The sequence below is a fragment of the Pseudomonas sp. sp1636 genome, from assembly GCF_030376615.1.
Classification (GTDB): domain Bacteria; phylum Pseudomonadota; class Gammaproteobacteria; order Pseudomonadales; family Pseudomonadaceae; genus Aquipseudomonas.
Genome location: NZ_JARRAB010000004.1, coordinates 104,299 through 124,911, shown reverse-complemented (window position 1 = coordinate 124,911; position 20,613 = coordinate 104,299). Strand labels below are relative to the sequence as shown.

Below are 20,613 nucleotides of genomic sequence, written 5' to 3'. Positions count from 1 at the left end.
TATGTCGCGAAAACGAAGGCATAGACCGGAAGGTCATGCTAACAACCCACGAGTCATCAGCACACCCCCGCCAGGCGCGCGAGCAACCGCCGCACCCGCTAGCGAGCCTGGGCAATCTCGTGCTTGATGCTGGCAAAAGTGCGCGGCCAGGGTTTACCTGCCTGCACTTTGCCCGGCAAGCCTTTCAAGGCGGCCTGAGCCGCCTCGCGAGTGGCGAAACTGCCATAGGTCACGACGTACAGCGGCTGACCTTGATGCTGCTTCTTGAAATAGTGGTACTGCCCACCGAACTCGCGCACAAACGATTGAGCCCCGCCCTCTGCGCGCGCGCCGAGTATCTGCAAGGTATAGCGCGAGCCTGCCTGAGCGGCGTACCAATCATCGACCGCCACCTTCGCCGGCGCAGCTGTTGGCGCTGGCGACTTCGGCGCAGGCGCCACCACTGGTGCGGGCTGAACGACCGGCGCAACAGGTTTCACCGGAGCTGGAGCTGGAGCTGGAGCTGGAACTGGAACTGGAACTGGAACTGGAGCCACTGACGCAATCGGCGCAGGCCGCTCGTCCACCAGCACACCGACAGCACTCGCCCCCGCCACCTCCACGACATCGGCCTCCTCGACCCCGCTCAAACCAGCAGCCCGAGCCAAAGGCTCACGCATAACCGGCTGAGCCTCGCCAACCAAGGGCAGCGGGACGGGCTGACTGCCACCCTCGAACTCAATTGCCGGCGCGCCCGCACCAACAGCCCCGGAAGCAGGAACAGGGACATCAACCACAGGCTGCTCGACTCGCCCCAGCGGCAACTGTGTCGTAACAGGCATGGGCGCCCCGCCCTCCGGGCGGCCTTGCACCAGCCAGGCCGCCAATACGCCAAGCCCCACCACAGCCAATGCCAGCAGATGCTTCCTCGGCAGACTGAATACAAAACCTGCACGTTTGGCGGCGCCGCGCTGAATCAGCATGGCCTCGACCAAGGCGTCACGGGCAACCTGATTGATTACCCCAGGCCAGCCCCCGGATTGCTCATGAATGGCGACGATCTGCTCATCGGTTAACAACTCGAGTTCCCGCCCGGCGCCCTCTAGGCGCTGAGTCAGGTATTCACGCGTTTCAGCCTCGGCGTAAGGCTGCAATTCGATGGCGTGGAAACACTCCTCGCCATCGGCCAGTAGCTCAAGCCGAGCAATCAACCCCGGCTCGGCGAACAGAAAAACATGCGGCCGCCCTTCGCTGTTGCCGGCCGCCAGAGTCAGCAAGCTGGCGAGCGCCGCATCACTCAACTGCTCTGCATCGTCGACCAGCAAGTAGACGTCCTGCCCAGTCAATGCCAACTGCCCGACTTGCGCCAGAATCGCCTGCGACTCTGCCTGCTGCACCTGCAGACCCTGGGCCACCTGACGCAGAATGCCCGCCGTATCGGCTGCACCCTGGGCGGAAACAACCACGCTATGCACAGTTTGCTTGTTGGTACTGGCCACCAGCGCCTGGCGCAATAGGGTTTTGCCGCTGCCCAGAGGGCCGCACACCAACAACAGCAACTGGCTGTAACGCGCAAGGTGATGCAACTGGCCCAATACCGGCTTGCGCTGAGCCGGAAAAAACTTGAAGCCCGGCACTCGCGCCGCAAAGGGATCGTGGCTGAACTGGTAGTGATCGAGAAAAGCCTCGTCAGCATGCAAACTGGTCATTGGACACTCATTAATTTTCAAGCTGATCCACCAGCGCGGCGTAATCTACGCTCAGCGTGGCATTCAAAATTTCGCGCGGGAACTCCCCGGTAACCACGGCCTCGCCGATGTGCCGCAACAACACCAGGCGCAACTGGCCATCCAGCACCTTCTTATCGACCGCCATATGAGCCAAAAAGTGCTCGGGCGTCATGCCTTTTGGCGGCACAACGGGCAAGCCCGCCGCCTGCAACAGGCGAATACCGCGATTGCGCTCGGCCAGCGAGATCCAGCCCAGACGCTGCGACATCTCCAGCGCCATGACCGTACCCGCCGCAACCGCCTCGCCGTGCAACCAAACACCATAACCTTGCTGCGTCTCGATGGCATGACCGAAAGTATGCCCAAGGTTGAGCGTGGCACGCAGCCCTGCCTCGCGCTCATCCGCGCCGACAATCCGCGCCTTGGCCGCACAAGAGCGCTCAATCGCCGCAGTCAACGCCTCCTGATCGAGTGCCCGCAGTGCGGGCATGTGCTGCTCCAGCCAAGAGAGAAAAGGCTCGTCACAGATCAAGCCATATTTGATCACCTCGGCCAAGCCCGCCGACAGCTCGCGTGCCGGCAAAGTGGCCAGGCTGGCGGTATCGATCAACACGGCCTGGGGCTGGTAGAACGCCCCCACCATGTTTTTTCCAAGCGGGTGGTTGATACCGGTCTTGCCACCAACCGAGGAATCGACCTGGGACAGCAACGTGGTCGGGATCTGGATGAAATTGACCCCGCGTTGATAACAGGCCGCAGCAAAACCGGCCATATCACCGACAACCCCACCACCCAGTGCAATCACGGTCGTATGCCGATCATGCCGTGCGCCAAGCAGGCCATCGAAAATTGCCTGCAAAGTTTCCCAGGTTTTAAACGCCTCGCCATCCGGCAAGACAATCGCGGTTACCGCATAACCGCCAAGTGCAGCCTTGAGTGCATCCAGGTAGAGCGGCGCGACTGTTTCATTGGTAACGATGGCCACCTGGCGACCAATGATATGCGGCGCCAGCAAATCCGCACGACGCAATAGGTCGGCACCGATATAAATGGGATAGCGACGTTCACCGAGATCGACCTGAAGAGTTTGCATGGAGCCCCCGATGTCAAAAGGGCTCTAGGATAGCGCAGTTCGGTCTGCGCTTTAACGGGGAGAAAGCTCTTCGAGACACTCCAATATTTCCTGCACAACCAGCCGCGGCGGACGCTCGTCGGTTTGCACGATGACATCGGCAATTTCGCGATACAGCGGATCGCGAATCGCCAGCAGATCAGCGAGCACCTTGCCCGGGTCGGCAGCGCGCAACAGAGGGCGATTACGGTCACGCGAAGTACGATCGAGCTGCTGCTCGACCGAGGCGTACAGATACACCACTCGACCACCACGCCTCAGTGCTGCGCGGTTGTCCGGATGCAGCACCGCACCACCGCCAGTGGCCAGCACCAGACCGTCCAGCTCGCACAGCTCGGCAATCACCGCTCGTTCGCGTTCGCGAAAGCCCTGCTCCCCCTCGACATCGAAGATCCATGGAATGTCGGCACCGCTGCGCTGCTCTATTTCCTTGTCGGAGTCCTTGAACAGCAGTCGCAACTCTTTGGCAAGCAAACGCCCGATGGTGCTCTTACCCGCGCCCATCGGGCCAACAAGGATTACATTACGTACAGATTTCAACGATTTATCGCCACCGCTTGGTTATTCAGAATTCGAGGAGTAAGGAAGATCAGCAGTTCGGATTTTTGATCCCGAACAATATCGCGGCGAAACATGCGCCCGAGAAATGGCAGGTCGCCAAGAAATGGAACCTTTTCAACGGATCGACTTTGAGTATTGGAAAATACACCGCCTATCACAATGGTCTCACCGTCACTGACCAGCACTTTGGCATTGACCTCGTTTTTCTTGATTGGCGGCACATTAAGCACGGCATTCGGATAATCAGGCTCATCCTTATTAACCTTAACGTCCATAATAATACGATTATCTGGAGTAATCTGCGGGGTTACTTCAAGCGACAGAGCGGCCTCTTTGAAAGACACCGTGGTAGCCCCACTGGAGCTTGCCTCTTGATATGGCACCTCCGTACCTTTCAAAATCTTGGCGGTTTCCTTATCAGAGGTCACGACTTTAGGCTGAGAAACAATTTCACCGTTACCGGTCTTCTCCATCGCCGTCAACTCCAGGTCAAGAATTGTATTATCGGTAATAAAACCAATACCAATACCAGACGTACTATTAGTCACACCGAGATCGACAAAGGGAAAATTTCCATTCGCTTCTTTACCAGACTTACCTCCCTCATCCCCCCTATCATCATTACCATAGGCCAGCCACTTATCATTAAATATCTTTGTCCCCCCCCAACGCACACCCAAACTTTTATCATAATCGACGTTGGCCTCAACTATGCGCGCCTCGATCATAACTTGACGAACGGGTATATCCAGCTGAGCGACAATCCGCCGCAGCTCGTCCAAACGCTCCTGTGTTTGGTAGGCAATAATACTGTTTGTTCTATCATCTACAGTGATGGTGCCACGCTCATCAGTAGAACTCTCGGCACTGGTGACAGACTGAAACAATTTGGCCATGTCGGCGGCCTTGGCATAGTTCACTTGAATAAGTTCGCGCCGCAGCGGCGCCAATTCCGCGATCTGTTTCTGCGACTCGAGCTCCTGACGCTCGCGCGCGGCAATTTCATCGGCGGGCGCCACCAACAACACGTTGCCGATTTTACGCTTGTCCAGCCCCTTGGTTTTAAGCACCAGATCCAGCGCTTGATCCCAAGGCACATTCTGCAAGCGCAAGGTGATGTCACCCTGTACCGTGTCGCTGGCCACCAGGTTTAGATCGGTGAAATCTGCGATCAACTGCAGCACCGAACGAACATCGATACTCTGAAAGTTCAAGGACAGCTTTTCGCCACTGTAAGCAAACCGCTCGCTTTTCCGCGTATCGACTTCATCTTGAGTCAACGGCTTGATGCTGAGCGTGAGTTTATTATCGGTTTGATACGCCAAGTAATCATAGAAACCTGTCGGCTCAATCACGATACTCGCCTTGTCCGCCGAGCCAGTCGCACTGACGAATTGCACCGGCGTGGAAAAATCCTTAACGTCGAGACGAACCCGCAACGACTCAGGCAGTTGCGTCTTGGCGAAATCCAAACGAATTTTTCCGCTCTGCTCTTGAATATCAGGGCTTACCGAAGCATCCGACAAAGTAATGACCACATTGCCTTCGCCTTGCTCGCCGCGCTGGAAATCAATATTGCTAATAGCCTTACCTTGTGCGACATAGCTCTTTACTGGCGTAGCCGTATTGGCCACCGCCGTCGCTACAGGGTGAACGGCGGCCGCGCTAGATGCCCCCTCGCCAACCACGACATAAAGGTTGTTGCCATCGACCCGCGTATTGTAGGGAGCCAAGTTGGTCAGGTTGATGATCAACCGCGTTCGGTCTTTGGCCTCGACCACCGTGACACTGCGTGCATTCCCCACCCCCAACTCACGATTTTTCGCGCCTAACTTGTTGGAAACACCGGGAAAGTCCAGGGCAATACGCGCTGGCTGCTCAATCGTGTACCCGCGCGGGGCAAGCACCGGCTCGTCAAAAGCCAACTTCAACTCGACACGGTCGCCAGGCAACGCAGAAACATCGAGCGCCTGCAAGTTAGCTGCCAACAATGCTGGCGATAGCAGCAGTGCTAATAGAGAAATACCTAGGTGCGAAAAGGGGCTATTCATTCTCAGGTTCCGTTGAGCAGACTGGTTATTTTTTTTCATGTTCACTCCGCTCATTTAAGAGCGCTCCTTGAGGGAGACGCTACGCGGCCGTTCGAGCCAGCCGCCTTCTCCGTCTGGAACGATTTCAACCACATCGATTTTTGATTCATCGACAGCAAGAATGCGACCATGATTTCGGCCCAGATAGTCTCCCGGCTTGACTCGATGCACTCCCCCAGCCCCACTAACCAAAGCAAAAATACCTTGCTCGTTACCAAGAGTGCCAACCATCTCGAAAACTTCAATATTGAAACCTTCGAGAAACTGTTTGACCCGCGCATCATCAGGCTTTACTTCTCGCGAACCTTTCTGGCGGCTCACCATGTCTATCTTGATCGGCGGCTGAAACGGACTACGCAAAGATGCAGCACTATAAGCAAAGCTTTCATAAGGCTGGAATTTTGGCGCCGGCTCTATGGAGCCTTTCGGCCGCGCCCTAACCTCATCCATATACGCTTGCAAATCATCAAAATCGCCACTGGAGCCGCAACCAGTAAGCCCCACAGCGATCAGACACAATAGAAGGGAGAACCTCATTGCTGCACCCCCTTGTCATTATACCGATACGTCTTTGCCAGGATACTCATACGTAACTGGGAGGTAGTTTCTGCAGTAGCCGGTACAAGTTCAAAATCATGCAAAGTAACAATTCTCGGAAGACTAGCGACGCCACTCACAAAAGTCGCCAAATCGTGATAGGCACCCACAACTTTTATTTCAATAGGAAGCTCAATATAAAACTGCTGGATCACTTCCGGCAACAACTTGATCTCCTCAAACTCCAGGCCACTACCGAGGCCAGTGCGAGTTATATCCTCAAGCAGGCCAGGCACCTCAGTATCGCTCGGCAACTGTTTCAATAAAGCACCAAACGAAACCTCCATCTCCTTCATTTGCTCCTTGTATGCCTCAAGGTTAGCCGCCTGGAATGCCTTATTGGCAAATTGCTCCTTTAGCGTAACCTCTTCACTGTGTTGCTGATCAAGCCGTGCCTGCAAGTCTTTCAAATGAAAGTTATAACCTAGCCCCACCACCACAATTACGACCAACACCCCAGAAATAAACTTCACCGCAGCCGGCCAAGAACCAAGATTGTTCACGTCCAGCTCACTGAGCTCGATTTTACGCAAGTTGTCTAGCGATTCACTCAGGCTCATTGTTCATCTCCCCCGCCTCAGACTGCGGCTGCGGCTGCGTCTGCTGCACAGTTAACTTGAAGACATTTGCTTGATCGACCGCACCAGCCGTTACAGCCTTCACCTCTGTCAGGTTGGGAGATTCTAGCCAATCCGACGAATCAAAATTTCGCATCAAGTTAGAAACTCGATTATTTGATTCAGCCGCGCCAACGACAGCAACAACCTTATCGGTCATTTTAAGACCGGTAAAATAAACACCATCCGGCAAGGTTCTCACCAACTGATCGAATACTCGCCCAATGATCGGCCTGTTGCCCTGCAAGTCCTGAATAATCTTCATCCGCTCCAGCAACTGCTGGCGCCGGGTTTTCAGCTCGCTGATTTCCTTGATCCGCGCGTCCAGCACTGCAATTTCTTTGCGCACGAACTCGTTGCGTGCATTTTGCTGTTCGATTGCGCCGCTTAGATACTGATCACCGAGGAACACCGCACCGGCCGCGACCATCAAGACACCGACGAGAGTCACCAGAAAACGCTGCTTGCGCTCCTCGCGTAACTGCTCACGCCATGGAAGAAGGTTAATCCGCGCCATTAATCGAAACTCCTCATCGCCAAACCACAGGCAATCATCAATGCCGGAGCATCACTGGCCAACGCCCCCGCATTGACCCTGCTACTCAGCGCCATGTCCGCAAAGGGATTGGCGACCAGGGTTTGCGTGCCGATCTTCTGCTGAATCAGACGATCGAGGTCGGGAATAGAAGCCGTGCCGCCCGCCAGGAGGATATAGTCGACATCGTTGAACTGACCTGCGGCAAAGAAAAACTGCAGGGAGCGCGAAACTTGTTGCACGACCGCTTCTTTGAACGGCTGCAATACTTCGCTGTCGTAATCATCGGGAAGGCCGCCCTGCTTTTTCGCAAGCCCAGCCTCTTCTACGGACAGGCCGTAGCGTCGCTGGATTTCCTCGGTGAGCTGTTTGCCGCCGAAGAGTTGCTCACGCGTATAGATGGTGTGGCCGTTGTGCAACACGCTAAGGGTGGTCATGGTGGCACCAATATCGACCACCGCCACCGTCAGCTCGTCATGCCCACTGCCCAGTTGCTCGGTGAGCAAGCCATAAGCACGCTCGAGGGCATAGGCTTCGACATCAACTACTTTGGCGACCAGTCCGGCCAAGGCCAGGGCAGCTTCGCGAACTTCGACGTTTTCCTTACGGCAGGCGGCCAGAAGCACCTCGACCCGTTCGGGGTTGCGCAGCGAAGAACCCTGCACCTCGAAGTCGATCGCCACTTCCTCAAGCGGATACGGAATATATTGGTCGGCTTCGATTTTCAGCTGATTCTCGAGGTCATCATCGGAAAGCCCGGCTTCCATCTCGATGGTCTTGGTGATCACAGCAGAGCCGGCCACGGCGACTGCCACGGACTTCACTCCGGTCTTGGCTTTGGCCAGCACGCGCGCAAGCGCTTGCCCGACCCCTTCCAGTTCGGCAATGTTCTTCTCGACCACGGCATTGGGTGGGAGCGGCTCGACAGCGTAAGCCTCTACCTTGTAGCGGCTTCCTGAGCGACTCAATTCGAGGAGCTTGACGGAGGTCGAACTGATATCGATCCCCAGCAGCGTATTCGCTTTCTTATTGAAGAGCCCTAGCACGACCGATTTCCTATTGGCATCCGTAACTTACGGACTATTTATGTTTTTTCACATTAAATAACAGTCTTGACAGAAGCGCAAATGGATCACTGGGAAAAAAAACGCTTATAATGTGATCAGTTTTCCCCTTTTAGCATTGCCCTTCGCTTAACTCATTCTTTTATCTGGAAATCCAAAAATCTTGATGCGTCTGCTGAAGTTCTTCTGTTGGTCTGGTGTCGCCACTTTTTGTGCGCTGCTACTCAGTTTCAGTGGCGCCTTTCTCTATCTTAGCCCCAGCCTGCCATCTGTTGAGTCGTTGCGCAGCATCCAGCTGCAGATCCCTCTGCGGGTATACAGCAGCGACGCCAAGCTGATCGCGGAATTTGGCGAAATGCGCCGTTCACCGATCAAATTCGACGATATCCCACCTGACTTCATCGGCGCCCTGCTTGCGGCTGAAGACGACAATTTTGCGAATCATTATGGCGTCGACCTTACCAGCTTGATGCGCGCTGCCACGCAAATATTGAAAAGCGGGCACATCCAGAGTGGCGGCAGCACCATCACCATGCAGGTGGCGAAGAACTTCTTCCTGTCTAACGAGAGAAGCTTCTCGCGCAAGATCAATGAGATCCTGCTTGCGCTACAGATCGAGCGCGAGCTGAGCAAGGATGAAATTCTCGAGCTCTATGTCAACAAGATCTACCTCGGCCATCGCGCTTACGGAATCGAAGCCGCCGCCCAAGTCTATTACGGCAAATCGATCAATCAGCTCAGCCTGGCCCAACTGGCGATGATCGCAGGCCTGCCGAAAGCGCCCTCCCGCTTCAATCCGCTGACCAACCCCAGCCGCGCCAAAGAACGCCGCGACTGGATTCTCGGCCGCATGCAGATGCTCGGCCGCATCGATCAACAGAGCTATGAAACCGCCTTGGCCGAACCGAGCGGCGCCAGCCTCCATGTAGCTGCACCCGAAGTCACCGCCCCCTATGTGGCGGAAATGGTTCGCGCAGAAATGGTCGGCCGCTATGGTAGCGAAGCCTACACCGAAGGATTCAACGTCACCACCACCGTCCCAAGCGGCCTGCAAAACGCCGCCAACACTGCCGTTCGCGAAGGCTTGATCAGCTATGACCAGCGCCATGGCTATCGCGGCCCGATACGCCGGCTGCCCGACATGGGCAAACCAGCCTGGCTGAGCGAACTGGCCAAGCACAGTTCGCTGGGTGGGCTTGAACCTGCAATCGTCAGCCAAATCGAAAAAAGCGGCATCCTCGTGTTATTGCGTAGCGGCGTGGAAGAAGCGGTCGCCTGGGACAGCATGAAATGGGCCCGGCCCTTCCTCAACACCAACAGCCTCGGCCCCCGCCCGCAGCGGCCAGGCGACGTCGTCCAGACTGGCGACCTGATTCGCGTGCAGCGCCAGGGCGACGGCAGCCTGCGCTTCGTCCAGTTACCACTGGCGCAGAGCGCCCTGGTGTCACTCGACCCACACAACGGGGCGATCCGCGCACTGGTCGGCGGCTTCTCATTCGAACAGAGCAACTATAATCGCGCAGCACAAGCCAAACGCCAGCCGGGCTCCAGCTTCAAGCCCTTTATCTACAGCGCCGCGCTGGATCGCGGCTACACGGCCGCGAGCCTGGTGAACGATGCACCGATCGTGTTCGTCGACGAATACCTCGACCAGGACTGGCGACCGAAAAACGACAACAACACCTTCCTTGGCCCGATCCGCCTGCGCGAAGCCCTGTATAAGTCGCGCAACCTGGTTTCGATTCGCCTGCTGCAAGCCATCGGCATCGACTACGCCTTGGACTATGTCAGTCGTTTTGGCTTCGACAAGCAGGAACTACCGCGCAACCTGTCCCTGGCACTCGGCACCGCCAACCTGACGCCACTGGAAGTTGCTGGCGGCTGGGCCGCATTCGCCAACGGCGGTTACAAAACCCAGCCTTACCTGATCGAGCGCATCGATAGCCGCCACGGCGAACCGCTGTTTGTCGCCAACCCGGCAAGCACTCCAAGAATCACCGACACCCCGCCCCCCGATGACGGCGATGCAATAATCGCCAGCAACAGCCACGAGACCATCACCGAGCAAGCGCTGGTTGCCGAACCGGTTGCCGCCGAACGGATCATCGACGAACGCACCGCCTACATCATGACCAGCATGCTGCAGGATGTGATCAAGCGCGGCACCGGGCGCAGAGCCCTGGCCTTGGGACGCAATGACCTGGCCGGGAAAACCGGCACGACCAACGAGTCCAAGGACAGTTGGTTCTCCGGTTACAACGCCGATTACGTAACCACCGTCTGGGCCGGCTTCGATCAACCGGAAAGCCTCGGCAAACAGGAGTACGGCGGCACCATCGCTCTGCCGATCTGGATGAGCTACATGGGCAGCGCCCTCAAAGACAGCCCCAGCCACCCCCCCGCGGAACCCAAAGGCCTGCTGACCCTGCGCATCGACCCCTATAGCGGCCGTGCGGCCATGCCTGGAACCGCTGACGCCTACTTCGAGCTGTTCAAGAGCGAAGACTCGCCGCCACCGATGAGCGAACTCGATCCAGGCTTCCGCGCCCCGGGCAGCCCGCTACCAGCCGACGAATCGGCACCGATCGACTTGTTCTAGAGAACGAAAAACAGCGACAAGCCGCAAGCAATAAGTCCCGCTACCCAAGAATCCGGAGGCCTGGATTGCGCTCAGGCTTATCCAGGGTTCCGCAGCGGACGGTGACTGCCAGCCCGATTGAGGCCAGACGCATGGCTTGGAAGTATAAAAAAACCCGCCGAAGCGGGTTTTTTGTTTTTCCTGGCCGGCTTAGCCGTTGAACACATCATCCACCGAAGTCAGCGGATAGTGTTGCGGGTAGGGCAGCGTCGCCACACCGCTTTCGATGGCGGCCTTGGCCACGGCATCGCAGACCAGGGTGATCAGGCGCGGATCCATCGGCTTGGGAATGATGTATTCACGACCGAACGACAGCGCAATGCCGCCGTAGGCATCACAGACCTCCTGCGGCACCGGCAGCTTGGCCAGGTCACGCAGGGCCAGGGCGGCGGCGATCTTCATCTCTTCGTTGATGCGCGTGGCGCGAACGTCCAGGGCACCGCGGAAGATGAACGGGAAGCCCAGCACGTTATTGACCTGGTTCGGGTAATCCGAACGACCGGTGGCCATGATCACGTCATTGCGCGCGGCATGGGCCAGTTCCGGAGCGATTTCCGGATCGGGGTTGGAACAGGCGAATACGATCGGGTTGGCCGCCATACGCTGGAGGTCTTCCGCCTGGAGCAGATTGGCGCCGGACAGGCCGACGAACACATCGGCCCCCTCGAGAGCCTCGGACAGCGTGCGCTTGTCGGTTTCGGTGGCGAAGATCGCCTTGTACTGGTTCAGATCGTCACGACCCGCGTGGATCACACCCTTGCGGTCGATCATGTAGATGTTTTCGACCTTGGCACCCATGCTCACCAGCAATTTCATGCAGGATGTCGCCGCGGCGCCGGCGCCCAGGCAAACGATCTGCGCCTGCTCCAAGGTCTTGCCGGCAATCTCCAGGGCATTGAGCATGCCGGCGGCGGTAACGATGGCGGTACCGTGCTGGTCATCGTGGAACACCGGAATGTCACACTGTTCGATCAGCGTGCGCTCGATCTCGAAGCACTCGGGTGCCTTGATGTCTTCCAGATTGATGCCGCCAAAAGTGATGGAAATGCGCTTGACCGTGTCGATAAAGGCTTGCGGGCTTTCCGCGTCGACTTCGATGTCGAATACGTCGATACCGGCGAAGCGCTTGAACAGCACGCCCTTGCCTTCCATAACCGGCTTGGAGGCCAACGGGCCGAGGTTGCCCAGACCGAGAATCGCAGTGCCGTCGGAAATCACCGCGACCAGATTACCTTTACCGGTATAGCGGTAAGCCAATTCAGGGTCACGGGCGATTTCACGCACCGGCTCGGCCACACCCGGGCTGTAGGCCAGTGCCAGATCGCGAGCAGTGGCGGTGGGCTTGGTCAGCTCGACACTCAGCTTGCCCGGACGGGGCTTGGCATGATATTCGAGAGCGGCAGTTTTCAGATCAGACATAGGGGCATTTCCGCTTTTTGGCTGTTGAACAGGCAGGCGGCCGAGGATACGCAAGTTGTATACATCTGCACAAGACTGTTGAGCCTTGCCTGGCTACACGTCGCTAACGCACGACCTTGAGCCAGCTGCCAGGGGCCGGCTCACCCGCAGGGTAGAGATTATTGAGCAGGCGCAAGGTCGCCTGGGCATCGCCCGGCAACTTGCTTTGCTTAGCCAGGGCCGCCATGTCCTGCCCGCTTTGCGCCTTGACCAGATGCAGGCGTAGCGGCTCCGCCAGACGCCGTTCGGCCGCGGTCAGCGGACGCAAACTATTGATCACCTTGAGAAATTTGTCATCCTGAGCGCCCAGCGATGCGCGCCCGCGCAGCGCCGCGACAAACAGGTAAGCCCGCTGCCCGTGCAGCAGCACTGCGACACGCTTGGCGGCAGCACCGGGGATGATGGCGCTGTAGCCTGGCAATCCGGCCTGCTGCAATTCGCCCTCAGCTTCCAGGCGCTGCCCACCGACGCGCTGGCGCAGCAGTTGCGCCGCAGAGAGGCGCTGCGGATTGGCCTGCTGGGTCATGACAATGAAGGCCTGCTGATCGGCACTGTGCCCGATCAGCGCATCCGGTCGATTGACCATGCTCCAGCCCTGCGGGAATGCCAGGGTCAAGCCCAGCTCGGCATGGTAGAAGTGCTGGCCACGGCGTACCCCACTGGCGGCGGAGTCGCCAAATGGCAGCCCATCCAAACGCTTGAGAAAGGCATCACGATTAATCTCTTGCTGCCCGGTCGCCAGCGCCCGCGCAGGCCCCAGAACCTGCTGCAAACGTCGATCATTATCCGGATGGGTATCGAATACGCCGTGATAACCGCCCGCCGGCTGCGCCTGACCGCGCTTGGCCGCCTGTTCACGGGCGAAGTCTTCCTGATTCTTCAGCACCTTGACCACTTCGCTCATCGCCTGCGGATCATAGCCACTGCGCGCCAGGTACTGAGCCCCCAGACCGTCGGCCTCCAGCTCCATGTCGCGACCGTAGCCACGCACAAAGGCGCTACCCAGCACATCGGTCAGGTCAGCCGCCGCCCCGACTCCGGTGCCGATGGCCAGCGCCTGGCCGAGAATGCCCCAGGCACTCGCCTGACTTTGCTGCTGTACGCTGTGCCGCGCGGTGACATGCCCGACCTCGTGGCCCAATACCGCGGCCAACTCGGCTTCCGAGTTGAGATAGGCGAGCAATCCACGGTGAATGTAGATGTAGCCGCCCGGCAGGGCGAAGGCGTTGATATCCGGGCTGTCCACCACGGTGAACTGGTAATTGAGTTGGCTGCGATGGCTGTGCTTGGCCACCCGCTCGCCGACTTGCTGAACGTAAGCCTGCAATGTCTCATCGGCGTAACGGGGGTATTGCTTGAGGATTTCCTGATTATGGCGCCGGCCGAGCTCCAGCTCCTGCTGCTCACTCATCATCACGAAATTGCTGCGCCCGGTGGCCGGATTGAGCGCACAACCGCTCAGTTGCCCGAGCATCAGCAGCCCTACCGCCCAATAACGCACGCTCATGGCAGCACCTCCAGCATCGCCTCATGGGTCACGGACAACATCCAGCGCGCCTGCCCTGGTTTTACCCCGGCGCGCCGGGAGCGGTCAATCACCCAGCCCCGGGCTTCGACCTGGCGCCCAGCCAAGCCTTGCAACTGACGCATATCGAAGCCGTTCAGCGCCTGCGGCGGCACACGCAGAACCAACGAATCGCCCAGCTCCAGCCAAACCCCGCCGCGATTGCGCTCGACTCGCGCGACCCGCCCCTCGATCAGGGCAAAACCGCCGCGACTCAACTGCCTGGGCGTTTGTACCGGCGAGCGCCGCCAGAGACCGAGGCGCGACTGCCGGGCAACCCGTTCGGCCGCCTGCTGGCACTCGACCAGCGCCACATTGGGCGCAATCGCCACCAGATAGCCCAGCCCCTCGGCCAACAGTTGCGCTTCGAGGTTGCGCCCCTGGCCGTCGTAGGCATGCGCCAGGGTGCGTCCGTAGCGATCCTTCGCCTCACCGCCAAGCTGCAAACCGACACGCCCGTCATTGGCCGCCACCAGCTCGCTCAAGCGCCGGCGGGCGGCCTCGGCAAAGGGTTCGGCGCTGCGCCCCTCACGCCCGAGTTCGGGGCTGTTCAGACCGATCAAGCGCACACTGCGGCCATCGTCCAGGCGCAAGGTGTCGCCATCGACGATCCGCTGCACGCCGAAGCTCGGCAATTGGCCGGGCTCCGGGCAGAACGCCTGGGCAGAGGCCAGGCAAAACGCGGACACAAAAAAGGCGCCCACCAGGGACGCCTTTTTCACTAGCGAGGAACCACCCATCAGGGCATCCGTCGCTGCGCGCAAACTTACTGCTTGGCGCCGAACATGCCGAAACGCTGCTTGAAGCGATCGACGCGGCCGCCGGTATCCAGCATTTTTTGCTTGCCGGTGTAGAACGGGTGGCACTCGTTGCACACGTCCAGGCTCAGCGGCTTGGCCAGGGTGGAGCGGGTTTCGATCACGTTGCCGCAGCTGCAGGTAGCAGTGAGGGCTTCGTAGTTCGGATGGATATCGGCTTTCATGGTGTATTCCTCGGGGCTGACATGCCGCCACCCGACACTATTGTCGAGTACCGCACTGAATTAGGCCGGCGATGATACCAGAGCTCTGCCACGACGCAAGCCGCTGCTGACGCCGGCCGTCGCCGGGCCTCGTGCTAAGATCGCGCCCTTCTGCCTGGAGCCCGCCGCGTGCCCGACGCCATTTTGCGCATTGCTCTGCCCTCGCCGCTGCGCCGCCTGTTCGACTACCGTGCCCCGCCCGGTGTGCCGCGCAGCGCCCTGCAGCCGGGCGCACGACTGCGCGTGTCCTTTGGCCGGCGCGAACTGATCGGCATCCTGATCGAGGTGACGGATCACAGCGAGGTTCCAGCCGACAAGCTCAAACCCGCCCTGCAACTGCTCGACGCCCAATCACCGTTGCCGCCGGCGCTGTTCAAGCTGTGCCTGTGGACAGCGCAGTATTACCAACACAGCCTGGGCGACACCCTCAGCTGGGCGCTGCCGGTACTGCTGCGCCAGGGCGAGCCGGCGGAAGTTCGCCAGGAGCGCTTCTGGCACCTGAGCGAAGGCGCCCAGCTGGACGACCCGCGCCTGGCCCGTGCGCCGCGCCAGCGCGAGGCCCTGAAAACCATCGCCCAGCACCCGCACGGCGTCGCCCATCAGCTGCTGGGCCAGCTGCAACTGAACAAGGAAAGCCTCGGCCTGCTGCGCGAGAAAGGCCTGGTGCGCCTCGAGATACGCCGGCATGCCGCCAGCGCACGCCACCGCAACTGGCTGGCGGAAGCGGAACTGCCCCTCAACCCGGAGCAGCGGGCGGCCGCCGAAGCGGTTCGCACCGGCTTCGGCCGCTTCAATGCCTTCCTCCTCGCCGGGGTCACCGGCAGCGGCAAGACCGAGGTCTACCTGCAGCTGATCCGCGCGACCCTGGAAGCCGGCAAACAGGCCCTGGTACTGATCCCGGAGATCAACCTCGGCCCGCAGACCCTGGCGCGCTTCGAACGGCGCTTCAACGCGCGGATCGCCCTGCTGCATTCCGGGGTCAACGACCGCGAACGCCTGGACGCCTGGCTGGCCGCCCGCGACGGCGAGGCCGACATCATCATCGGCACCCGCTCGGCACTGTTCACCCCGATGCAACGCCCCGGCCTGATCATCATCGACGAGGAGCATGACGCCTCCTACAAGCAGCAGGAAGGCCTGCGCTACCACGCCCGCGACCTGGCGGTGGTGCGCGCGCACCAGGAAAACATCCCGATCCTGCTCGGCTCGGCCACGCCCTCCCTGGAAAGCCTGCACAACGCCCACGGCGGCCGCTACGCCCTGCTGCACCTGCACCAGCGCGCCGGCGGCGCCCAGCAACCGCGCTTTCTGCGCCTGGACGTGAAGAGCCGGCCGCTCGACTCCGGCATTTCCGGCCCCATGCAGCAAGCCATCGGCCAGACCCTGGCGGCCGGCCAGCAGGTGCTGGTGTTTCTCAACCGCCGCGGCTTCGCCCCGACCCTGCTCTGCCACGACTGCGGCTGGCTGTCGGAATGCCCGCGCTGCGATGCGCGGATGACCGTGCACCAACGCTCCGCCGAGTTGCGCTGCCATCACTGCGGGCACCTCGAGCGCCAGCCGAGCAACTGCCCGACCTGCAACAACGTCGACCTGCGCCCGGTCGGCGCCGGCACCGAGCGCGCCGAAGAGCGCCTGGGCATTCTCTTCCCGCAGGTGTCGGTATTGCGCGTGGATCGCGACAGCACCTCGCGCAAGGAGGCCATGACCAAGCTGTTCAACACCGTGCAACGCGGCGAACCGTGCATCCTGGTCGGCACCCAGATGCTCGCCAAGGGTCATCACTTTCCCCGCGTGACCCTGGTGGCGATCCTGGATGCCGACGGCGGGCTGTTTTCCGCCGACTTTCGCGCCAGCGAGCGCATGGCCCAGCTGATCGTCCAGGTCGCCGGCCGCGCCGGCCGCGCCGAGGAACCCGGCAAGGTGATCATCCAGAGCCACCTGGCCGACCACCCGTTACTGGTGCAGCTGACCGAGCAGGGCTACTTCGCCTTCGCCGAGCAAGCCCTCAGCGAGCGCCGCGGCGCCGGCCTGCCGCCGTTCTGCCACCTCGCCCTGCTGCGCGCCGAGGCGCACAGGCCGGGACAGGCCGAAGGTTTTCTCGATGCGGCCTGCAGCGAAGCCGAACTGCTGGTAAACGAACTCAAGCTGAGCGGCATCGAACTGCTTGGCCCGGTACCGGCACCGATGGAAAGGCGCGCCGGCCGTTACCGCGCGCAACTGCTGGTGCAAGCCAACGCCCGCGCGCCGCTGCACCGCCTGCTCAGCTCCTGGATGCCGGCCCTGGAGCAGATGCCCGGCGCTCGCGCCGTGCGCTGGTCGCTGGATGTCGACCCCATCGATCTGTTCTAAGGTAGGGTGCGCCATGCGCACTCTACAGCTGCTTGTGGCTTGCCGCTTGCCGCTGCTCTTATAATGCGCAGTTTTCGACCAATGCCCATGGGCGATCCGAGAGACCATGAAAGACACTATTCGCCATCTGATCCAGCAAGCTCTGACCCGCCTCACCGCCGAAGGCGTGCTGCCCGAAGGGCTGAGCCCGGCTATTCAGGTGGAGAACACCAAGGACAAGGCCAACGGCGACTTCGCCAGCAATATCGCCATGATGCTGGCCAAGCCGGCCGGCCTGAAACCGCGCGAGCTGGCGGAAAAGCTGATCGCCGCGCTGCCCGGCGACGAGCAGATCAGCAAGGTCGAAATCGCCGGCCCAGGCTTTCTCAACTTCTACCAGAACAGCCAGGCCCTGGCCGGTCGCCTGGACGCCCTGCTGGCCGATAGCCGGCTCGGCGTGCGCAAGGCGGGCAAGCCGCAGACCGTGGTGATCGACCTGTCCTCGCCGAACCTGGCCAAGGAAATGCACGTCGGCCACCTGCGCTCGACCATCATCGGCGACGCCGTGGCACGGGTGCTGGAGTTTCTCGGCGACCGCGTGATCCGGCAGAACCACGTCGGCGACTGGGGCACCCAGTTCGGCATGCTGCTGGCCTTTATGGAGGCCAACCCGGCGGCCGCCGAGAGCGAGCTGGCCGATCTGGAAGGCTTCTACCGCGCGGCGAAGAAGTGCTTCGACGACTCCAGCGAGTTCGCCGAGCGCGCCCGCGAACTGGTGGTGCAGCTGCAAGCCGGCGACGCCGAATGCATGCGCCTGTGGCACCGTTTCAACGCGATTTCCCTGTCGCACTGCCAGAAAGCCTATGACCGTCTGGGCGTCAAGCTGAGCCCGGCCGACGTCAAGGGCGAGAGCGCCTACAACGCCGAACTGCCCGGCATCATCGACGCCCTGCGCGACCAGAACCTGCTCAGCGAGAGCGACGGCGCCCAATGCGTGTTCATGGACGAGTTCAAGAACGCCGAAGGCAATCCGCTGCCGGTGATCGTGCAGAAGGCCGGCGGCGGCTACCTGTACTCGACCACCGATCTGGCCGCCATGCGCTACCGCAGCCAGGCGCTCAAGGCCGACCGCGCCCTGTATTTCGTCGACCAGCGCCAGGCCCTGCACTTCCAGATGGCCTTCGAAGTGGCGCGCCGCGCCGGCTTCGTGCATGACGGCATGCAACTCGAACACATGGGCTTCGGCACCATGAACGGCGCCGACGGCCGCCCGTTCAAGACCCGCGACGGCGGCACGGTGAAGCTGATCGACCTGCTCGACGAGGCCGAAGAACGCGCCTACAGCCTGGTCAAGGGCAAGAACCCGGAGCTCGATGAAAGCGAGTTGCGCAGCATCGCCCACGCCGTCGGCATCGGCGCGGTGAAGTACGCCGACCTGTCCAAGCACCGCACCAGCGACTACCGCTTCAACTTCGAGCAGATGCTCAGCTTCGAGGGCAACACCGCGCCTTATTTGCTGTACGCCTACACCCGGGTCGCCAGCGTATTCCGCAAGCTGGGCAACAGCGCCATCGAGGGGCCGATCATCCTCGCGGCCGAACAGGAGCTGGCGCTGGCCGGCAAACTGGCGCAATTCGGCGAAGTGCTGAATAACGTCGCCGACAAGGGCGAACCGCACCTGCTCTGTGCTTATCTGTACGATGTGGCCGGGCTGTTCTCCAGCTTCTACGAACACTGCCCGATCCTCAGTGCCGAGGATCAGGCCACCCAGCAGAGCCGCCTGCGCCTGGCCGCCCTCAGCGGCCGCACGCTCAAGCAGGGCCTGGAACTGCTCGGTCTGGAAACCCTGGAGCGCATGTAAGTGGCCGCGCGCAAAAAGCCCCCAGCCAAACGCGGCGCCAGCCGCTACAAGGCACCGCCGAAGCAACCGGTGCCCGGCTGGATCTGGCTGGCCTGCGGCCTGGTCGTCGGCGTGTTCGTCATGTTGCTGATGAACCTGCAGCCGGGTGGCGATGCGGTCAAACGCAACAAGGCCGAGAGCGCCCGCGCCAGCAGCCAGGCAAAACCGAAAGCCGCCACGCCGGCGCCGAGCAAGCCCAAATACGACTTCTACACCCTGCTGCCCGAGTCGGAAGTCATAGTGCCGCCGGACGCCCTGCCGCCACCCGCCCCCGTGCAGCAACCGGTGACCCCGGAACAAGCGGCGAAGATCGACGCCGCGCGCGCCCAGGCCGCACTCAACGGCGAAACACCGCCACCGGCACCGCCGGTAGCCCCCGTCCCGCCAGTTGCCCAGGCGCCGCTGAGCACCCAGTTTTTCCTCCAGGCCGGCTCGTTCCGGCGCAAGGACGATGCGGAAAGCGTGCGCGCGCAGATCATCCTGCTCGGCCAGAACGTGCGGGTGGAGTCCGGCAGGGTGCGCGAGGAGACCTGGTACCGCGTGCTGGTCGGCCCCTTCGCCAACCGCGAACAACTCGCGGTCTCGCAAAAAGCCCTGGCGGCCAACGGCTTCAGCAATCTGCTGCTGCAGCAACGCCAGAACCGCTGACCCTCGCCCCGACCGGTTCGACAGGAGCCGGCCAGGACTTTTCCCGATCGCCCGCACCCTGCCGCGGCAATCTGCGGTTACAGCCGCGGCAATAGCGTTTGGTCGAGAATCATCCGCCGCCGGTTGAAAAGCAGCCCACGCCCCCCCATCTGAATCTGCATTGGGCATTTTCGCCCCACTGCGTGGAGACTCTCCCCTTGACCACCATCGTTTCAGTGCGCCGCCACGGCAAAGTCGTCATGGGCGGCGACGGCCAGGTTTCCCTGGGCAACACCGTGATGAAAGGCAATGCGAAAAAAGTTCGCCGCCTCTATCACGGCCAAGTGCTGGCCGGTTTTGCCGGCGCCACCGCGGATGCCTTCACCCTGTTCGAACGCTTCGAAGGCAAGCTGGAGAAACACCAGGGCCACCTGGTGCGCGCCGCCGTCGAACTGGCCAAGGACTGGCGCACCGACCGCTCGCTGAGCCGTCTGGAAGCCATGCTCGCCGTGGCCAACAAGGACGCCTCGCTGATCATCACCGGCAATGGCGACGTGGTGGAACCGGAACACGGCCTGATCGCCATGGGCTCCGGCGGCGGCTTCGCCCAGGCGGCGGCATTGGCCTTGCTGGAGAACACCGAGCAGATGTCGGCCCACGAAATTGCGCAAAAGGCGTTGAACATTGCCGCGTCCATCTGTGTCTTCACCAATCACAACCTGACCATCGAGGAATTGGACTCGGCCATCTGAGCCGATTTCCGTTCGGAGCC

At 60.7% G+C, this 20,613-nt stretch carries 17 protein-coding genes; 5 read left to right on the top strand and 12 right to left on the bottom strand.

The features are described from left to right. Positions 1–98 precede the first annotated feature (98 nt). The 8 genes from P8H27_RS05715 to P8H27_RS05680 are packed head-to-tail and all read right to left on the bottom strand — an operon-like array spanning position 99 to position 8,287. Positions 99–1,688, bottom strand: a complete 1,590-nt coding sequence (locus tag P8H27_RS05715) for an SPOR domain-containing protein (RefSeq protein WP_289635749.1) — start codon at positions 1,686–1,688, stop codon at positions 99–101. A 10-nt stretch (positions 1,689–1,698) separates the two neighbouring features. After that, on the bottom strand, positions 1,699–2,802 hold the full coding sequence (aroB, locus tag P8H27_RS05710) for a 3-dehydroquinate synthase (protein ID WP_289635748.1): 1,104 nt from the start codon (positions 2,800–2,802) through the stop codon (positions 1,699–1,701). 51 nt (positions 2,803–2,853) lie between these two features. Then, on the bottom strand, positions 2,854–3,381 hold the full coding sequence (gene aroK, locus P8H27_RS05705) for a shikimate kinase AroK (RefSeq protein ID WP_289635747.1): 528 nt from the start codon (positions 3,379–3,381) through the stop codon (positions 2,854–2,856). After that, the gene (gene pilQ / locus P8H27_RS05700; protein WP_289635877.1) at positions 3,378–5,453 is read right to left on the bottom strand and encodes a type IV pilus secretin PilQ; all 2,076 of its coding nucleotides are present in this window, start codon (positions 5,451–5,453) and stop codon (positions 3,378–3,380) included. Before pilQ ends, aroK begins: the two co-directional genes overlap by 4 nt. A gap of 54 nt (positions 5,454–5,507) precedes the next feature. Then, positions 5,508–6,029, bottom strand: coding sequence for a type 4a pilus biogenesis lipoprotein PilP (gene pilP, locus P8H27_RS05695; RefSeq protein WP_289635746.1), 522 nt, complete (start codon positions 6,027–6,029; stop codon positions 5,508–5,510). Next, positions 6,026–6,649 (bottom strand): type 4a pilus biogenesis protein PilO, encoded by a 624-nt coding sequence (gene pilO, locus P8H27_RS05690; RefSeq protein WP_289635745.1) that lies wholly within the window; start codon positions 6,647–6,649, stop codon positions 6,026–6,028. Before pilO ends, pilP begins: the two co-directional genes overlap by 4 nt. Continuing rightward, positions 6,636–7,223, bottom strand: a complete 588-nt coding sequence (gene pilN, locus P8H27_RS05685) for a type 4a pilus biogenesis protein PilN (RefSeq protein WP_289635744.1) — start codon at positions 7,221–7,223, stop codon at positions 6,636–6,638. Before pilN ends, pilO begins: the two co-directional genes overlap by 14 nt. Further along, positions 7,223–8,287: a pilus assembly protein PilM gene (locus P8H27_RS05680; protein ID WP_289635743.1), complete on the bottom strand. Its 1,065-nt coding sequence runs from the start codon at positions 8,285–8,287 to the stop codon at positions 7,223–7,225. The genes pilN and P8H27_RS05680 overlap by 1 nt, the downstream gene beginning before the upstream one ends. 181 nt (positions 8,288–8,468) lie before the next feature. On the opposite strand from P8H27_RS05680, the gene P8H27_RS05675 reads away from it, so the two are divergent. Continuing rightward, positions 8,469–10,904, top strand: coding sequence for a penicillin-binding protein 1A (locus P8H27_RS05675; RefSeq protein ID WP_289635742.1), 2,436 nt, complete (start codon positions 8,469–8,471; stop codon positions 10,902–10,904). 189 nt (positions 10,905–11,093) lie between these two features. Here the strand turns inward: P8H27_RS05675 and P8H27_RS05670 are convergent, their stop codons facing one another. The 4 genes from P8H27_RS05670 to rpmE all read right to left on the bottom strand — a co-directional run bounded on the left by P8H27_RS05670 (position 11,094) and on the right by rpmE (position 14,947). Further along, positions 11,094–12,362: a malic enzyme-like NAD(P)-binding protein gene (locus P8H27_RS05670; RefSeq protein ID WP_289635741.1), complete on the bottom strand. Its 1,269-nt coding sequence runs from the start codon at positions 12,360–12,362 to the stop codon at positions 11,094–11,096. 103 nt (positions 12,363–12,465) lie between these two features. After that, positions 12,466–13,908, bottom strand: coding sequence for a M48 family metalloprotease (locus tag P8H27_RS05665; RefSeq protein WP_289635740.1), 1,443 nt, complete (start codon positions 13,906–13,908; stop codon positions 12,466–12,468). After that, on the bottom strand, positions 13,905–14,705 hold the full coding sequence (locus tag P8H27_RS05660; RefSeq protein WP_289635739.1) for a thermonuclease family protein: 801 nt from the start codon (positions 14,703–14,705) through the stop codon (positions 13,905–13,907). Before P8H27_RS05660 ends, P8H27_RS05665 begins: the two co-directional genes overlap by 4 nt. Positions 14,706–14,731: 26 nt before the next feature. Continuing rightward, positions 14,732–14,947: a 50S ribosomal protein L31 gene (gene rpmE, locus P8H27_RS05655; protein ID WP_238040374.1), complete on the bottom strand. Its 216-nt coding sequence runs from the start codon at positions 14,945–14,947 to the stop codon at positions 14,732–14,734. Between the two features lie 168 nt (positions 14,948–15,115). On the opposite strand from rpmE, the gene P8H27_RS05650 reads away from it, so the two are divergent. The 4 genes from P8H27_RS05650 to hslV all read left to right on the top strand — a co-directional run bounded on the left by P8H27_RS05650 (position 15,116) and on the right by hslV (position 20,593). After that, the gene (locus tag P8H27_RS05650; RefSeq protein ID WP_289635738.1) at positions 15,116–17,335 is read left to right on the top strand and encodes a primosomal protein N'; all 2,220 of its coding nucleotides are present in this window, start codon (positions 15,116–15,118) and stop codon (positions 17,333–17,335) included. 106 nt (positions 17,336–17,441) lie between these two features. Continuing rightward, a complete protein-coding gene (argS, locus tag P8H27_RS05645; protein ID WP_289635737.1) occupies positions 17,442–19,175 on the top strand; it encodes an arginine--tRNA ligase in 1,734 nt (577 codons plus the stop codon). After that, on the top strand, positions 19,176–19,862 hold the full coding sequence (locus tag P8H27_RS05640) for an SPOR domain-containing protein (RefSeq protein ID WP_289635736.1): 687 nt from the start codon (positions 19,176–19,178) through the stop codon (positions 19,860–19,862). It abuts the gene before it with no gap. 197 nt (positions 19,863–20,059) lie between these two features. Further along, positions 20,060–20,593 (top strand): ATP-dependent protease subunit HslV, encoded by a 534-nt coding sequence (hslV, locus tag P8H27_RS05635; protein WP_289635735.1) that lies wholly within the window; start codon positions 20,060–20,062, stop codon positions 20,591–20,593. The last annotated feature ends 20 nt before the right edge of the window (positions 20,594–20,613 follow it).

Excerpts from the sequence above, each read along its gene's own strand:
- P8H27_RS05665 (WP_289635740.1), bottom strand. The coding sequence starts at position 13,908 with ATGAGCGTGCGTTATTGGGCGGTAGGGCTGCTGATGCTCGGGCAACTG.
- pilO (WP_289635745.1), bottom strand. The coding sequence starts at position 6,649 with ATGAGCCTGAGTGAATCGCTAGACAACTTGCGTAAAATCGAGCTCAGT.
- P8H27_RS05670 (WP_289635741.1), bottom strand. The coding sequence starts at position 12,362 with ATGTCTGATCTGAAAACTGCCGCTCTCGAATATCATGCCAAGCCCCGT.
- argS (WP_289635737.1), top strand. The coding sequence starts at position 17,442 with ATGAAAGACACTATTCGCCATCTGATCCAGCAAGCTCTGACCCGCCTC.
- pilN (WP_289635744.1), bottom strand. The coding sequence starts at position 7,223 with ATGGCGCGGATTAACCTTCTTCCATGGCGTGAGCAGTTACGCGAGGAG.
- pilQ (WP_289635877.1), bottom strand. The coding sequence starts at position 5,453 with ATGAATAGCCCCTTTTCGCACCTAGGTATTTCTCTATTAGCACTGCTG.
- P8H27_RS05715 (WP_289635749.1), bottom strand. The coding sequence starts at position 1,688 with ATGACCAGTTTGCATGCTGACGAGGCTTTTCTCGATCACTACCAGTTC.
- pilP (WP_289635746.1), bottom strand. The coding sequence starts at position 6,029 with ATGAGGTTCTCCCTTCTATTGTGTCTGATCGCTGTGGGGCTTACTGGT.
- P8H27_RS05660 (WP_289635739.1), bottom strand. The coding sequence starts at position 14,705 with ATGGGTGGTTCCTCGCTAGTGAAAAAGGCGTCCCTGGTGGGCGCCTTT.
- rpmE (WP_238040374.1), bottom strand. The coding sequence starts at position 14,947 with ATGAAAGCCGATATCCATCCGAACTACGAAGCCCTCACTGCTACCTGC.
- aroB (WP_289635748.1), bottom strand. The coding sequence starts at position 2,802 with ATGCAAACTCTTCAGGTCGATCTCGGTGAACGTCGCTATCCCATTTAT.